Source organism: Nibribacter ruber (genome assembly GCF_009913235.1).
GTDB classification, from domain to species: Bacteria; Bacteroidota; Bacteroidia; order Cytophagales; family Hymenobacteraceae; genus Nibribacter; species Nibribacter ruber.
On the sequence record NZ_CP047897.1, the window covers coordinates 4,028,794 to 4,044,068 of the forward strand.

Below are 15,275 nucleotides of genomic sequence, written 5' to 3' on the forward strand. Positions count from 1 at the left end.
ACAAATGTGTATATTTGGCCTGTACTAACTAACAAACGTTATGCTTAAAAAGATATATGCATTTGTGTTAGCCATCAGTTTGGGCGCTTCTTTCTCTGCCAAGGCAGATGAAGGCATGTGGCTCCCTTTGTTGGTGAAACGCCTGAACATGGTGGACATGCAGAAACAAGGCCTGCAACTCACCGCCGAGGAAATCTACAACGTCAACAATGCCAGCTTGAAGGACGCCATCGTGCAGTTCGGGGGCTTTTGTACCGGTGAGTTCATCTCTAAAGAAGGTTTGCTCTTGACCAACCACCACTGCGGGTATGATGCCATTGCGTCTAACTCAACTCCAGAAAATAACCTGTTGCGTGATGGCTTCTGGGCCAAAACCCGCCAGGAAGAAAGAAAGAACGAAGGTCTGTTTGTAGACATTCTGGTGCGCATGGAAGACGTGTCTAGTCAGGTGTTGCAGGGCATCACGGCCCAGACCTCTGAGCAGGAGCGTACTAAATTGGTAGCTGAGCGCACCAAGTCTCTGGCAGATGCCGCCAAGAACAACGGCCAGTACGTGGCCTATGTGCGTGATTTCTACAATGGCAACGAGTTCTACATGTTTGTCTATGAGCGTTTCTCAGACGTGCGTCTGGTAGGCACGCCGCCAGAAAGCATTGGTAAATTTGGGGGTGACACTGATAACTGGATGTGGCCGCGCCATACCGGTGACTTCTCTATGTTTAGAGTGTACATGAGCCCAGACGGAAAGCCGGCTACGTACTCAGACAAAAACGTGCCTTACAAGCCTAAGCACCACCTGCCTATCTCTATGAGCGGCGTGAAAGAAGGCGATTTTTCTATGGTGTTCGGGTTCCCGGGCCGTACCACGCGTTTCATGGCCGGTTCTGGCCTGAGCATGGCGGTAGATCAGTCCAACCCAGCCCGTATCAAATTGCGCGAACGTCGTTTGGCCATCATGAAAGAAGCCATGGACGCCTCGCAGGCCAACCGCCTGAAACTGGCTTCCAACTACGCCAGCATCAGCAACTACTACAAGTACTACATCGGGCAGAACGAGGGCATCAAGCGCATGAAGACGCTGAACAAGAAAGCTACTGAAGAGAAAGCCTTCCAAACCTGGGCCGATGCCGATGCCACCCGCAAAGGATTGTACGGCAGCGCGCTTTCTGACATCAATGCCTCGTATGCTGGTCAGCGCGAGTACAACTTATCAGCGGTATACCGCTCAGAGGCTGCTCTGGCGCCTCAGTTGATGATGCACGCCTACCAGTACACGCCGGTCTACAACATGCTTAAAGACAACAAGGCAGACAAAGCCCAGCGCGATCAGATGTTGGCCGCCGTGAAGGAGATGAACGAAGAGTTCTACAAGAGCTATCTGGCTTCTACAGACCAAAAGATGTTTGCCGAGTTAATGCAGATGTACTACAATGACGTGCCCAAAGCACAGCATGGTGACATTTTCAAAGACCTGACTGGCAAGTACAAAGGAGACTTTAAGAAGTGGGCGGCAGACATCTACGGCAACTCTATCTTAAGCACTGAAGCGAAAGCCAACGCATTCCTGGCCAACCCAACGGCCAAGGCCTTGGAGAATGACCCGGCGTTCAAATTTGTGCGTGCCGTGAATCAGAACTACCAAACCAACATTCTGCCTAAACTAACCGAGTACAATGCGTCTCTGGCCAAGGCCAACCGTCTGTACGTGGCGGGTTTGCGTGAGATGAACCCTAACAAAGTGTACTACCCAGACGCAAACTCAACGCTTCGTCTAAGCTACGGTACCGTGAAAGGCTATGAGCCGCGTGACGGCGTGGAGTACAAGTATTACACCACGCTTGATGGTTTGGCCGCTAAAGAAGATCCCACCAACGAGGAGTTCATTGTACCTGCCAAATTGATGGAACTGGCCGCTAAGAAAGACTATGGCAAATACGCAGACAACGGCGAAATGCGTGTGGCATTCATCACCAACAATGACATCACGGGCGGTAACTCTGGTTCGCCGGTGATCAACGGCCGTGGTGAGCTGATGGGTCTGGCCTTTGACGGAAACTGGGAAGCCATGACCGGTGACCTGGTGTTTGACCCAGAGTACAAGCGCTGCATCAACGTAGACATCAAGTACGTGCTCTTTATCATGGACAAACTGGGCAACGCCAGTCACTTGATCAATGAGATGACCCTGGTGAACAATGGCAATCCCAACACCCAGTTCAACCCGTCCTTGAATGACGTGAAAATGGACGGCAAGACCGAGATTGAAACGCCTACCGAAGAGATCAAAATCAAGAAGAAAGGCAAAGAAACCAAGATCAAACGCGAAACTAAGAAGCAGAAGAACTAACCGTTTTTCGGCTGGTTTCCAGAAAATACCCAAAAAACGCCCGGTGCTCTAAGCGCCGGGCGTTTTTGTTTTAGATTAGAATAAGGGTTGGGCTCAAGCTCTATTGGCAATGTACGTAGCAAAGCACTTGCTCGCATTTTCCCCATTGCTTGTTCTTGCACTGTTTGCCGGTAGACTTGGCCGTGGCGGTGCATTGGGGATTGTAAGCAGATACGGCTTTAGGCGCGGCGCTGGGAGAAGAAAACGACAGCATCAAACCAACGCTGGCCGCCAGCGACAAAGAGGTAAAAAATCTTTTCATGACAGTTCTGGGTTAGGTAGGTTTTTCATAAATATAGTAAAAGTAAATATAAGCCGGGTACCAATTTTGGAGCAAAGCACGTAGGAGGAAAACTGTCCAACCCCCTGAGCCTATGATGCATACTCTACGCTTAGTCCTGCTTCTCTTCATCCTTCTATTTGGAGGGATCGCTCATGCTCAGTTATACAATGCGCCCGCTGGGGCCAGAAGCATGGGCTTGGGCGGCGCCTCGGTGACCTTGACAGACGTATGGGCTCTTTCCAATAACCCGGCGGGAACGGCTGCACTAAAACAACCCACATTAGGAGGCTTTGCCATCAACCGGTTTGGCCTGCAGGAACTCACCACCGTAGGGCTGTTGGCCGTGCTCCCGACTGCCAGGTGGGGGACGCTGGGATTGGACTTGCAGCGGTTTGGAGGCGAGTTGTACAATGAGCAACGCCTGGGTTTGGGTATTGCACATCAGTTGGGGCAGGTACGATTAGGGTTGAAGGCAGACGTGTTGCAGGTGCGGGTCAAAGAATGGGGCAGCCGAAAAGCCATCGCCCTGAGCCTGGGCGGTCAATCAGAAGTCATACCGGGGCTTACGTTTGGGGCGCACATCTACAACCTGAACCAAGCCAAACTGGCTGAGTTTGAAGACGAGCGCTTGCCCACGGTCATGAAGATGGGCATAGGCTACCAGGCGGCAACCAAAGTATTGCTGCTTTTAGAGGCTGAAAAAGAACTGGAGCACCCGGCCGCCGTGAAAGCTGGGGTGGAATACCAGGTCCTGCCAGCCCTGGCCTTTAGAACCGGCTTTCATTCGGGTACCCGCTCTGGTACGGCAGGGGTGGGGGTCACCTTCCAAAAGTTTCAGGTGGCCTATGCCTTGGGCGCGCAGAGCAGGCTGGGCTTGACCAATTCCTTGTCCTTGACCTATCAATGGGAGCGGCAGCCATGAAGCGTTTTTGGCTTGTTTTTCTGGTTTTAGCCCTAAAACAGCTGTCTTCCTGGGCGCAGGAAGTGCCGCGGCCGGCAGTAGATGTGGAACTGTTGGTGCAGGAGCTTTTTGCCGAGCAGACAGATGAAAACGCAGTGGCTTATGAAGACTTGTATGAAACGCTGCTGCAGTACTACCGCCAACCCTTAGACTTAAACATGGCCACCCGCGAAGAACTGCGCGGGCTTTGGCTGCTTTCTGAAGCCCAGATTAGCGCCCTGCTCCAGCACATAGCAGACAATGGTCGGCTCTTGACCCTGTATGAACTGCAGGCCGTGCCTACGTTTGACATGATCACCATCAGGCGGTTGCTGCCGTTTGTGACGGTGCAGTCCTTGGGGCAGGTGGGGCAAAAGACGTGGGCAGAACGGTTGCGGCAGGCCGAGAACCATTCATTGCTGCTACGGTATGACCGCACGGTGCAGGAGCGCAAAGGTTACACTCCGCCGGAGGGTCGCTCTCTAACGCGCTACATGGGCTCACCGGACAAGTATTTGCTGAGATATCGGCTAAGCCAGCCCAAGGACTTTAGCTTCGGGATTACCGCTGAGAAGGACGCCGGCGAGCAGTTTACCTGGCGCTCGGGCCAACGGCAGTATGGCTTTGACTTCTACTCCTTCCACGCGCAGTTGTATGACAGAGGCTCTTTTAAAACCATTGCCGTGGGGGACTATCAGCTGCAGTTTGGTCAGGGATTACTGCTTTCCAGCGGACTGGGCGTGGGCAAGGGTTCAGAAACCATCACTACCGTGCGCCGAAGCCAACTGGGTATCCGGCCTCATACCTCTGCCATGGAAACCAATTTCTTCAGGGGCATGGGCGCCACCCACCGCTGGCGAAGAGTACATACCACTTTGTTCTATTCCAACCGAAAAGTGGATGCCACCGTCAATGAGGAAGTTGAGCAAGAAGCAGAAGGATTGTCTGAAGTAGGGTTGGCGGGTAGCATCCAGACCTCGGGCCTGCACCGCACGCCCACCGAACTAGAAAATAGACAGCGCGCCCGGGAGCAGGTGGCCGGCGGAGATGTAACTTACCGCAATCCCACACAGACCTTGGGCATTGGCCTTACAGCTCTGGTGACGCATTACAACATCAACTTACAAAAACGCCCGGAGCCTTACAATCAATACACTTTCTCTGGTCGGCAGAATACGGGAGTGGGCGTTCATTACAGCTACCTGTGGCAGAATTTCAACTTCTTCGGGGAGACGGCCAGGTCTGACAATGGCGGCGTGGGTACGGTCAACGGTCTGCTGGCCAGCCTGTCTGAACGGGTGGAGATGGCCTTTGTCTATCGCTACTACGCCAGAGACTTCCAGAGTCTGTATGGGAACGCATTCGGGGAAAGCAGCCGCAACCAGAACGAGGCCGGTTTTTACACGGGCCTTAAGCTGAAACTCAGTACCCGCTGGCAGCTCACGGCCTTCTATGACAGGTTCAGTTTTCCCTGGCTCCGGTACCGCGTAGACGCTCCCTCAGATGGCCAAGAGTATCTGCTGCGCCTGCAATTTGTGCCTTCCAAAACCACCTTGCTCTACGTTCAGTTTCAGGAGGAGCGCAAGGCCCGCAATGAGACCGTAGAAGGGGAGGCCCTGGCCCTGGTGAGCGAGACCCGTGCCCAACGGATGCTGATGTTGCTGGACGTAAGCCCGCTGCCCTCGCTCCGGTTAAGGTCCCGTCTGCAGATGAGCCAATTTGAGCAATCGGGCAAGGTGGAGAAAGGCTACCTCATGGCCCAAGACGCCACCTGGGAACGAAACAAAACCCGTCTCAGCGCCCGCTACTCCCTCTTTGACACAGACGGTTACGATGCCCGCCAATACGCCCCAGAGCAGGATGTTCTCTTTGCGTTCTCCATCCCTGTGTTCACCGGCCAGGGTACGCATGTCTATTTTTTAGCTCAGCAGCAACTTTCCCGGCAGCTAGACATGTGGTTTAAACTCAGCCACACCCATTACAGAAATCAGGACACCGTCAGTTCAGGACTGGAAGAAATCCAAGGCCCCAGAAGAACGGACGTGCGGTTGCAAATTAGGTATCGTTTTTAGGCTGTTTTCAGGGAAATAGGCCAAAAACGATGGTGCGCTATTATAATCCTCCCACGGGTGGTTCTGCCGTTATCTGTTTCTTGGGTATTGGCAGAGGCGGAATCTCATAAATAAAAAAGGAGAAGGTGTTGATGTAGTTTCCTTTGTATTCCTTTAAAAGTATCACGGGCGTAGTATGCCATTGATAAGGAATTTCATTCCTGGAAATGTAAATCACAGGAGCCTGTCTCTGTTGGGCAATGGCCCCGGCCCAATCTAACAACACAAATTTGCGGGGGTTGTGGTCTTCTAGGAAATTCAGGACATAGAAGCTTCTGTAGTTCCCATTGGGCAGGTGGAAAATAGGCTGACCATAATAGGCTGTAATGTTGGAAGAGGTAACTTCATCTTCTGTCACTATGATGGCATGTGAAGGCAAGGTCTTCAGGTATTCGGCTACTTGTTTGCCTGGGAAAAAAGGGTATTTAACCTCTATATACAAGGCATAAACGCCAGCCGCTACCTGCAACACCGCGCAGACAAGCAATAGTTTAGCAAACCATTTCTTCGTCCAAAGGTGAAATCTTTGTAATAAAAGTGGATAAGAGGAATGCTCTTCCTTCTGATAAAAAGAAGCAATCCAATAAAAGGCCAGAGTGAAGATGAAATAATGGGCGTGATGGCGTAGGCTTCCTTCAAACTTCAAGTAAAAGAAGAAGAACAGCGTGGCAAAAAGCAGAAGGAATAAATACAGCAGCCTCTTAACCCCCAACAGACCGCCCGCAATCACTAGGAACAACACTCCGGAGAGGACTATTTCTTTGGAGTTGTTAAGCAGCGAGGTATTCCAAAAATTAACGATAAACGACGGAATGGGCACGAAGGCCTGCCACAAACGAGTCCCTGACTGGAAGAAGTAGTAGGGCATGGTAAGCGGGAAAAACTCCTTATGCGGCTCTACCGGGCGCAGCATGCTCCAAAAAGAAAAGCCACAACCCAAGGCCCAGAGGAAACCACCCATTATTTTCTGCGAGGTGGAAATAGGTGCCCAGTGGGGTGACTCCTTCCAGATTTTGAAAGCCTCAGAGAGCAGGAGCAATCCTAGCACGCCAGACATGAGAAACCCGAAGAGGTTGGTCTGGGCGTTGAGAATCAGCAACAGCACATAGCCATACCAGTGCGTGAAGCGCTTGGGGTAAAAGGTGCAGATGAGAAAAAGCGTAAGCAGTTCAATGGCATACAACCTGCTAATCAACCCATACTCAAACAGGCCATAGTACCCGAAGCAAATCAAAAGCTTGGTCACTCTGGGGAAAGGTGCGTTTCTGAGAAACACGAATACGAAACCCAACGCACAAGCCCATTGGGTTATTTTTAAGGCCTGCAGGTTGTCCGTGAAACGCGTGATGACATACAAGAGGCTGTACCAGAGATTGGGGTGTCCCTCAAACTGTTTGTTCGTGAGCAAGTCTGTGTAAGAATTGCTGTAGAGGGCCAGGAGCCAGGGTTCCGTTTCGTCAAACCAAAGCTCATGGTACTGCATGAAAAACGCCAGCGCCACGCCATACAGAGCTGTGAAGACAAGGGCAAACGTAGTGTGGTTGGGTAGGAACGGTTTATCGTTCGGCAGAGTCCTCATGGTATTCCTGTTCCGTGTTTACCTCCCAGAGGTTGGATTTGTCTGTGCGGCCGTTGGCGATGTTCTCAACCGCAAGCATGGCCGTAAGCATGGAGTGGTCTTGGTTGTTGTACTTGTGCATGCCGTTTCTTCCCACCAGAAACAGGTTCTCAATGCCGTCCAAGAACTGCTGTACCACCGGGAACTGCGCGTAAGACCCGAAGTAAGCCGGATAGGCCTTCGGCATTTTAAAAACGGTGCTGTCTATTACCTGATCAGAGGAGATGATGCCCAGTTTGTCAAGTTCATTGATGGCCAGCTCTTTTAACTCGGCCTCGGTCATGTGCCAGAGGGCGTCTTCTCCCTGGCAGAAATACTCTACGCCCAGCCACACCGTTTCTGGGTTTTGGACCAGATACGGGCTCCAGTTGTTGAAAATCTGTAATCGGCCGGCCAGCACGTCTGGTTCCTGAATGTAAATCCAGTTGTCCTGGATGAGTTCTGCGTCCCCTTCTTTGATGGCCAGCTTGTGCAGCAGGATGCCCACCGTTAGAAAATTTCGGTAGGGGAGGTGTTCACTGATTTCGCGCACCTCTTGCGGCGCGGCCTCGCCCAAGGCAATGACCAGGTCCCGGATGGGCATGGTAGAAATCACATAGTCCGGCGAGATGGTATAGTCTTGCTTGGTGGCGGCATCATGAATGGTTGCGGACGTAATCCTGTTCCCCTCCAACTGCAGACCCACTACCTTTTGCTGCAGGTGTACTTCGCCGCCCTGGGCCTGCACTTTGCGGCTCACCACTTCCCATAAATGCCCAGGCCCCAGTTTGGGATAGAGAAACTGCTCAATAAGCGAGGTCTGGGTTTTCTTCTGGGTGAAGTCTCCCTTGGGCGTGAAAAACTGCTGACGCAGGAAATGCTTGACCGCCTCTGTAATAGAAAGGGCTTTGATGCGCTGGGCGCCCCATTCGGCGCTTATCTGCTGGCAGGGCACGCCCCAAACCTTTTCTGTATAGGACTTGAAAAAGGTCTTGTACAGGTGCTTGCCAAACCGATTGATGAAAAAGTCCTCTAAGTTGCGTTCCTTCTTGAGGGGCAACACCACTTGCTTCATGTAGCTGAAGCCCGCCTTCGCCGACCATACCCAGCCCAACTGAGAAAGCGTAGCCAGGGAAAAAGAGAGCGGGTAGTCAAAAAACTGTCTTCTAAAGAAAATCCTGGATTTGCGCTGGCGCAGCAGCATCACATCTTCTGGGTTCTGACTGTCTACCGCCTCTTGTACCGGAACCACTCTTGATTTCCCCTGATAGGAGAGGTTGCCCACCGTCTGGCCCGGCTCCAGATGGAGGGGCAGAATGGACAGCCACCAGTCCATGACACGGTCAGACTTGGAGAAGAACCGGTGCCCGCCAATGTCCATACGGTTGCCCTTGTACTCAATGGTCGCTGAAATGCCGCCTACGCGCTCTGTTGCCTCCACCACCACCGGGTGCACCGAAGTGTGCTGCAAAAACTCAAAAGCAGCTGTAAGACCAGCAGGGCCGGCTCCAATGATGAGAGCCGTGGGTGATGAGGGCATAGCGTCAGGGAAAGTCAACTCAAAGATAATCAGTTTGCCCGTAACCCCTAAATCCTACCCCGGAGAATGAGATGAGTAAAGGGAAAGTTGAGTAGACTATTTAAGCACATGTATATCCCATCTGCCCTTAACCTTTTATAAATTTTGGCTGAACCCAATCGAGTCGTTTTTGGCCTGTTTTCCGGAAAACAGGCCAAAAACGACTCGATTGGGTATAATAGAAAGTAATTCTTTTAAGACTAGCAGTTTTGCAAGGCAGAACAATCTGGCCTAATCTCAGCGCTTACCAATCGGCCCTTTCGGTCAAGTTCCAGATGACAACATTCCAAGAAGACCGCTTTCAATTTCTCGCGCCCTCGTTGTATTCTTGACTTGGCGCCTGATAGAGAAAGACCCAGTTGGTTGGCAATTTCTTGTTGCGGGATTCCTTCTAAATCAGACAATCGCAAAGGCTCTGCGTACTTTTTAGGTATTAGGTTTAAGAGCGGAAGAATGCACGCTTCCAAGCTGTGAAACGGGTTTTCTTCTGTTATGTCCACCACGTCTGTTTCCTCTAGTAATGGACTTGTGTGTTTCTCTTTGCGGTAAAAATCAGTTACCACATGACGGCTAATCTCATAGAGCCAAGCCCGAACGTTCTTTACGTTGGGCAGGGTTTCGCAATGGCGGTGTACCTTCAGGAGTACTTGCTGTGAAAGGTCTTCGGCGTCTGCTGTATTGGCTACTCTGTTCTTTATAAATCCCAGCAGCGCCTTCTCATAGGAAAGAAACACCATGGCCGCCTCTGTACAAGGATCATGAGCAGCCGTGGTGGGTGATGGGCTGCAAGAAGAGTTATTGGTGCAATTTGGAGATGATGGAGCCATGGCATTATAGATGTAGATGAGGTGTTTTTAGTCTGTTTTGGCTGAAACAGGCCAAAAACGAAAATTTCTGAGTTTATAGTGAAAATAGAAATTCCTTGCCGCTTCGCAAGAAGGATTATAGCTGTTCCACTATGTTGGGTACTGAGAGGATGACGCAAGTATTCTTAAAAAGACGCAGGGAATAGTGAGGATTTTCGAAAATTCTATTGCTGGGTAGACCAAATTTAAGGAAAGGAGCGAGTCTTATGTTTTATTCAAGAGGCGCTTGGGATTCTTTTGTTCTTCCTCCGCATGATTTTGTACCTTGCTTACGTTTGTTTCGGCGAATATTTTCAATTAAGACCTTAATGTTTGCATGAACACCCAAGACAAAACAGATAAGAGAAGGCAGCCCTACCTGTTAGTGTTTCCAGAAATAGGAGCGCAAGAAGTGGGCTTTATTTCTGTTGCGGAGAATACGGGTTTTCTGCCCTTTGAGGTGAAAAGAGTATTCTGGACGTATCATACGCCAGAAAGTATACTGCGTGGGAGGCATGCGCACTATACCACAGAGCAGATTATTGTGGCGGTGCATGGCCGTATTCTGGTCACTACCGAGCAGGCAGATGGAGAAGTACAGGTTTTTGTGCTGGATACTCCTGGTCAAGGCGTGTATGTGCCGCCTAACGTCTGGCATACCATGCAATATTCTGGCAATGCCGTGCAATTAGTTCTGGCCTCAACCGTCTTTGACGAGGCCGATTACATACGAGATGTAGAAAAATTTAAGCAAGTATGGAAGTAGCATTCACTGATCTGTTGCAACACCGCGAACCTCTATTGGCTTTTTACAGCCCCTACAGTTTTGTGAGAGAGATAAAAGTGGCAGATCAGTTTGAGGTCTTTGTTAAAAGTAAGATTGACCAGTTTGGCAGTCATGATTACTTGCGCCAGTTTACGGTGTCTGTGCAAGGGAATGACTTTGTTTTTCTATATGAGTACCTCCCCTGGGATAGTGATTATTTCAAAAGGAATTGCTTTAAGTTATTTACCGTCCTTTTTGTCACCCAAAACGCAACGGCTTTGGTAGAAGCTATTTTCCTGTTTAAGCAGAAGCTGCAAGAGGTGGAGAATGTGTACTGTTTTATGGAAATTCCCACAGAAGACATATTCTTATTGCAATGTCTGAATGAAGCCGGACTGAAGTTGGTAGAAACCCGTTTCCATTACTTCAAAAAGAATTTGGCCGCTTTTGAAGGGCCTCGGTATTCTGTAAGAAAGGCCAATGCAGAAGATAGTGCTATGGTGGCCAAAATCGCTGCTGAAAATAGAAATGCCTATGATAGATTACATGCAGATCATGCTTTTTCTGAGCAGGAGGCAGATGAGTATCTGGGAACGTACGCTGCTGCAGCAGTGAACGGGTTTTGCCATCAGGTACTTGTACCCAATGTTCCTAATCTGCCTGTAGCCTCATTTATTGCCTATGATCACTACCGGAAAATATCGCCTAAGCATACTGTTAGCTTGGTATATGCCAGATTAGCTGCGGTATCTCCAGAAAATAGAGGGTGGTATGTAAAACTACTGACCGAAGTTATACACGCGGCCAAAGAGGAACAGGCTACCTACTTAAAGATTACCACCCAGTCTACCAACAAGGCCGTGATTAAGACCTTTGAGAGCCTGGGATGCAACTTTGGGGCAACCACTCATATTTTATCCTTCAATCGTTAATTTAGGAATGCCACTACTTTCTGTTATTGTCCCGTGCTACTTCAATGAAGCCAATATTCCTGTCACGGTGCCCAGATTGTTGGAGAACGAGAAGCTTTTCACGCAGGAGGTTGATTTTGAGTATGTTTTTGTGGACGATGGCTCTAAAGATAACACCCTGCAGCAACTGCTGCTAGCCAGGGAAAAATACGGCTCTAAAATTAAGGTTGTACAACTGGCTAAAAACGTGGGCTCTTATACCGCCATTATGGCCGGCATGGAATACGCCACTGGTAATTGCCTAGTCATTATCTCCGCTGACCTGCAAGACCCCCCCGAGCTCATGGTGAAGATGTATGACTATTGGCAAGCCGGAATCAAGCTGGTTTTAGGGAGTAGAGAAGATAGAAAAGACCCTTTTGCTAAGCGGCTGTTCGCCAACATCTTCCATAAAATCATGCAGAAAGTTGCCTTTCAGCACCTACCGCCTGGTGGTTTTGATTATGTTTTCTTTGACAAGAGAATAAAGGAGGAGGTTCTGAAAATAAAAGACCACAACAGCAATGTATTGTACTTGATGGCATGGCTTGGGTTTGATTACGTCACCATCCCGTATACCCGCGGAAGACGGGAGATAGGAACTTCAAAATGGACATTTAGTAAGAATGTGAAGCTATTTTTAGATTCTATCTTGTCTTTTTCTTACTTCCCGGTGCGGGTTATTTCTGGGGTTGGAATTGCCTTAGGATTGATTGCCTTCTGCTACGCCTTGTTTTTGATCATTGCCAAGCTGAGCGGTGCGTATATGGTGGAGGGGTGGTCTTCTCTCATGGTAGTATTGCTGTTCGTGTCGGCTTTCCAGATGATTGCTTTGGGGGTGATAGGGGAATATGTGTGGCGTGGGCTGGATGCTACCAGAAAAAGGCCTTTGTATATTGTAGAAAAGGCCTTTTTATAATTCCTTAGAGTTATGATGGTAACCGTCTTACTGGTAGGGAGCGCCTTCTTTATATTTTTTTATCTCGTTGGTACCTTCCTGCTGCATAAAAGCCTTAAAAGGAAGTTGAGCCTACTGCAGCACGTGCTCTGTTTTTGGGTAGGGCTTCTTTTCGCGGTTTCTTTGTATGCGGTGATAAAGACGGTTTTTGTAACGGTCCTTATCTTGGTGTTGCCGCTACTTTTCCTATACTGGAAGAATCTCCTCCAATACAATAGAGTAGAGAAAGGAGTATCGTCTCTTGCTTTTATTTTATCCTCCGTTGGTCTTTTCCTGCTGGTGTTCTTTTTACAGGTCAACTTTTCCCTGGAGGTGCTCCAAAACCCTGTTCCCTATATAGCGCATCTGCATCCCTTTCAAGGCGAAGTATACATCTACAGTACCATTCTGAGCTTGCTGCATTATGAAAGCGTTGAGACGGTAAGCCTAGAATCTGTCCTGCACGGTTTCACGGGAGTCTCTATGTACCATTTTCTGGAGTTCTGGCTAGGAAGTCTGTTCAAATTGGTCTTCAATGCCAAGAGTGATATTGTGCTTTTCTTTTTTGTGTACCCTGTGTTCAAAGCCTTTACGCTGCTCACCTTCGGGGCGGTGTTAGCAGGTGTCGTTAAGGATAGGGTAGGGTATGTTCTGGTAGGGATCCTCCTTTTCTGTTTTGCTGTGTTTGGTTTCCTCTGGATCACAGCTCCCATAGGGAAGATTCATTTAAGGGATATGATCATGCTGCCCATCCTGGTATTGGTGTTTAAAGCGCTATATGACAGGGAGTATGAAGTAGCCTTGTTTTTATTGTGTACAGCCACTGTTGAATACATCCTCTTTCTACCGGCGCTACTCCTCACGACAGCCATGTTCTGGACCAGATTAGAGAGAAAATCAATGTGGGTGCTACTGGGCTTCTTGGTAGGTTACGTTCTCTTTTATATTCTTTTTCAGGAGCGGGTGGAAAACAAGTATTTCCATACAGATTACATGTCTGTGTTGTATTCCTTCATAAGTCTTGAAAAACTCAAGGAACTGTATAGAGTGCTGTTAATGGCATTTTTAACCTATCCAATCAGAATTGTACTGGCCTTCTATATACTGCATAGCTTTGAGACTTTACGGGCGAGGAAGGTAGCCTTTGATGCAGCAGTTTGGATGGTCTTGTTTTTTGTTGGTTATCACATTGCCTCGGCCTTAATGGGGGACTTGTCACTAGATGCCTGGCAGCTAAAACAGGTAGCCGTTAATCTCTCTTTGGTGGCCTTTCTCTTTGTGCTATACCATTTACTTGCGAAAAGGCAGTATGCCTTCTGTATTATATTGATCCTCTTTTTGAGCGATTACAAATTTCCTTTTGAAAAAATCAGTTTTGAGGAGGAATATAGCATTGAACTGGAAAGTAAACTGGCTAGTATCAGTGGAAGTAAACCAGTGAAGGGCTTTTTCATTGATGAGAATTTAGGCTTGCCAGAGAAGTGGGCCTTGTTCTATTATCCTACACACGCTGTAAAGTATGCCCGGGCTAATGACTATAGGTTCTATTTGTTTAACTATGACATTGCGTACCTCAAAGAGTCTATAGATAACTACCCTCCCGCAGAGAAAAATATATTAAATAATATTATTTATCCTCTCTTTCCCACGGAAGTTGAAGTGCTCCAAAATGCCAGGCAAAATGATGTATCTGTAATCTGGGTTAGCAAAAAATCTAAGTATTTGAAGGCCTTTGTTGAAAAGAAGCCTCTATATGACCTTGGGGACTATTTAGTCTACCACATCAAATAATAGTAAGAAAATATACGGATGGAAAAGGCAAGTAAAAGAACAAAGCAACTATGCTCGTTTAGCTTTAAGTTTACGGCCTCGTTTTTGGGCTATTTTCCAGAAAATAGCCCAAAAACGAGGCCGTAAACTTAAACACCTACTGTGTGGCTTCTGCGCTCAAGTAAGTACGTATCGCGCCATTGGCCGTGTAGCTGTCCTATCCGCTCACGCAAGCCTACCATCCTAAAACCGTTTTTCAGATGCATGGCTACGCTGGCTTCATTTTCCTTCAGGATTCCTGCCTGTAGGGTCCAAATGCCGTTCTGTTCTGAGGAGGTGATTAGCGCCTGAAGCAAAAGACTACCTATGCCCTGGTTTCTAGCAGATTCTTCAATGTAGACGCTCACTTCGGCCACGCCTCCATACACGCATCTCCCAGAAACAGGGCTTAGCGCTGCCCAACCTACCACCTGACCAGTACCAGAGACTGCCACCCACCTACTATGAGGCAAGTGCCCTTGGTCCCAATATTGCCAAGTTGGAGCTTTTGTCTCAAGCGTAGCGTTCTGGCTGGCAATGCCTTGGTCATAAATAGACGTCACACTGGGAAAATGTGCGGCGGTTAATGGTTGAATGGCTGCTTTGGTCTGGGTTTCCATTTTACTTGTAGAATTAGGCGATTATTGATTCTTTGGGAGCGCAGCAGGAGGTGACGGCTTCCGTTCCTCCATAAGTGGTGCTTTCTCCAAATGTATAAAAAGCTTCCCATTCCACTCCTTGCGGGTCTTGGATCCAAGACTTTTCTGACTTTGCGTAACAGCACGTAGTCGTACCTTCCTCTCTAATTGTACCCTTTGCCTTCACCAGGCGGCTGTAAATTTCCTGAAGTTCCTCTGGAGATTCTGCCTGGATACCAAGATGTTCTATGCCCGTCTGGGTGCTTCGTTGCGAAATGGCAAAATTGATTCTGGGGTCTTCCAGCATCCATTTGGCATAGTCTGGTTTAACTACGGTAGGCTCTGCTGCAAATAAGGCGGTGTAGAAGGAGATGGAATCATGTAAGTTGGCAACGCTTAGATTAAGGTGGAATCTTTTCATGGCTTTGTTTTTT

13 protein-coding genes are annotated in these 15,275 nt (G+C 48.8%); 7 read left to right on the plus strand and 6 right to left on the minus strand.

Annotated elements, in window-relative coordinates; translation table 11 throughout:
* Positions 1–40: 40 nt before the first annotated feature.
* Complete coding sequence (locus GU926_RS16985) at positions 41–2,347, plus strand: S46 family peptidase (RefSeq protein ID WP_198001435.1); 2,307 nt, start codon at positions 41–43, stop codon at positions 2,345–2,347.
* Between the two features lie 100 nt (positions 2,348–2,447).
* Here GU926_RS16985 and GU926_RS16990 read toward each other — a convergent pair whose 3' ends face one another.
* Positions 2,448–2,648 carry a hypothetical protein gene (locus GU926_RS16990; protein ID WP_160693987.1) on the minus strand — a complete coding sequence of 67 codons (201 nt, stop codon included), beginning with the start codon at positions 2,646–2,648 and terminating at the stop codon, positions 2,448–2,450.
* A gap of 112 nt (positions 2,649–2,760) precedes the next feature.
* On the opposite strand from GU926_RS16990, the gene GU926_RS16995 reads away from it, so the two are divergent.
* Both GU926_RS16995 and GU926_RS17000 read left to right on the plus strand, forming a co-directional pair.
* Positions 2,761–3,591: a PorV/PorQ family protein gene (locus GU926_RS16995; RefSeq protein ID WP_160693989.1), complete on the plus strand. Its 831-nt coding sequence runs from the start codon at positions 2,761–2,763 to the stop codon at positions 3,589–3,591.
* Positions 3,588–5,681: a ComEA family DNA-binding protein gene (locus tag GU926_RS17000; RefSeq protein WP_160693991.1), complete on the plus strand. Its 2,094-nt coding sequence runs from the start codon at positions 3,588–3,590 to the stop codon at positions 5,679–5,681. Before GU926_RS16995 ends, GU926_RS17000 begins: the two co-directional genes overlap by 4 nt.
* 40 nt (positions 5,682–5,721) lie before the next feature.
* On the opposite strand, the gene GU926_RS17005 is transcribed toward GU926_RS17000, so the two are convergent.
* The 3 genes from GU926_RS17005 to sigZ all read right to left on the minus strand — a co-directional run bounded on the left by GU926_RS17005 (position 5,722) and on the right by sigZ (position 9,723).
* Complete coding sequence (locus tag GU926_RS17005) at positions 5,722–7,299, minus strand: hypothetical protein (protein WP_160693993.1); 1,578 nt, start codon at positions 7,297–7,299, stop codon at positions 5,722–5,724.
* On the minus strand, positions 7,277–8,857 hold the full coding sequence (locus GU926_RS17010) for an NAD(P)/FAD-dependent oxidoreductase (protein WP_160693995.1): 1,581 nt from the start codon (positions 8,855–8,857) through the stop codon (positions 7,277–7,279). Before GU926_RS17010 ends, GU926_RS17005 begins: the two co-directional genes overlap by 23 nt.
* Before the next feature lie 239 nt (positions 8,858–9,096).
* On the minus strand, positions 9,097–9,723 hold the full coding sequence (sigZ, locus tag GU926_RS17015; protein WP_160693997.1) for an RNA polymerase sigma factor SigZ: 627 nt from the start codon (positions 9,721–9,723) through the stop codon (positions 9,097–9,099).
* Positions 9,724–10,078: 355 nt separating this feature from the next.
* On the opposite strand from sigZ, the gene GU926_RS17020 reads away from it, so the two are divergent.
* The 4 genes from GU926_RS17020 to GU926_RS17035 all read left to right on the plus strand — a co-directional run bounded on the left by GU926_RS17020 (position 10,079) and on the right by GU926_RS17035 (position 14,185).
* Positions 10,079–10,507, plus strand: coding sequence for a sugar 3,4-ketoisomerase (locus GU926_RS17020; protein WP_160693999.1), 429 nt, complete (start codon positions 10,079–10,081; stop codon positions 10,505–10,507).
* Positions 10,508–10,584: 77 nt separating this feature from the next.
* The gene (locus GU926_RS17025; protein ID WP_160694001.1) at positions 10,585–11,439 is read left to right on the plus strand and encodes a hypothetical protein; all 855 of its coding nucleotides are present in this window, start codon (positions 10,585–10,587) and stop codon (positions 11,437–11,439) included.
* Positions 11,440–11,446: 7 nt separating this feature from the next.
* Positions 11,447–12,376 carry a glycosyltransferase family 2 protein gene (locus tag GU926_RS17030; RefSeq protein WP_160694003.1) on the plus strand — a complete coding sequence of 310 codons (930 nt, stop codon included), beginning with the start codon at positions 11,447–11,449 and terminating at the stop codon, positions 12,374–12,376.
* A 171-nt stretch (positions 12,377–12,547) separates the two neighbouring features.
* Positions 12,548–14,185, plus strand: coding sequence for a hypothetical protein (locus GU926_RS17035; protein WP_160694005.1), 1,638 nt, complete (start codon positions 12,548–12,550; stop codon positions 14,183–14,185).
* Positions 14,186–14,313: 128 nt separating this feature from the next.
* Here the strand turns inward: GU926_RS17035 and GU926_RS17040 are convergent, their stop codons facing one another.
* Together GU926_RS17040 and GU926_RS17045 are read right to left on the minus strand one after the other, a co-directional pair.
* Positions 14,314–14,823, minus strand: coding sequence for a GNAT family N-acetyltransferase (locus GU926_RS17040; RefSeq protein WP_160694007.1), 510 nt, complete (start codon positions 14,821–14,823; stop codon positions 14,314–14,316).
* A gap of 13 nt (positions 14,824–14,836) precedes the next feature.
* Positions 14,837–15,262 carry an ArsI/CadI family heavy metal resistance metalloenzyme gene (locus GU926_RS17045; protein ID WP_160694009.1) on the minus strand — a complete coding sequence of 142 codons (426 nt, stop codon included), beginning with the start codon at positions 15,260–15,262 and terminating at the stop codon, positions 14,837–14,839.
* Between the last annotated feature and the right edge of the window lie 13 nt (positions 15,263–15,275).

Excerpts from the sequence above, each read along its gene's own strand:
- GU926_RS16985 (WP_198001435.1), top strand. The coding sequence starts at position 41 with ATGCTTAAAAAGATATATGCATTTGTGTTAGCCATCAGTTTGGGCGCT.
- GU926_RS16990 (WP_160693987.1), bottom strand. The coding sequence starts at position 2,648 with ATGAAAAGATTTTTTACCTCTTTGTCGCTGGCGGCCAGCGTTGGTTTG.
- GU926_RS16995 (WP_160693989.1), top strand. The coding sequence starts at position 2,761 with ATGATGCATACTCTACGCTTAGTCCTGCTTCTCTTCATCCTTCTATTT.
- GU926_RS17000 (WP_160693991.1), top strand. The coding sequence starts at position 3,588 with ATGAAGCGTTTTTGGCTTGTTTTTCTGGTTTTAGCCCTAAAACAGCTG.
- GU926_RS17005 (WP_160693993.1), bottom strand. The coding sequence starts at position 7,299 with ATGAGGACTCTGCCGAACGATAAACCGTTCCTACCCAACCACACTACG.
- GU926_RS17010 (WP_160693995.1), bottom strand. The coding sequence starts at position 8,857 with ATGCCCTCATCACCCACGGCTCTCATCATTGGAGCCGGCCCTGCTGGT.
- sigZ (WP_160693997.1), bottom strand. The coding sequence starts at position 9,723 with ATGGCTCCATCATCTCCAAATTGCACCAATAACTCTTCTTGCAGCCCA.
- GU926_RS17020 (WP_160693999.1), top strand. The coding sequence starts at position 10,079 with ATGAACACCCAAGACAAAACAGATAAGAGAAGGCAGCCCTACCTGTTA.
- GU926_RS17030 (WP_160694003.1), top strand. The coding sequence starts at position 11,447 with ATGCCACTACTTTCTGTTATTGTCCCGTGCTACTTCAATGAAGCCAAT.
- GU926_RS17040 (WP_160694007.1), bottom strand. The coding sequence starts at position 14,823 with ATGGAAACCCAGACCAAAGCAGCCATTCAACCATTAACCGCCGCACAT.
- GU926_RS17045 (WP_160694009.1), bottom strand. The coding sequence starts at position 15,262 with ATGAAAAGATTCCACCTTAATCTAAGCGTTGCCAACTTACATGATTCC.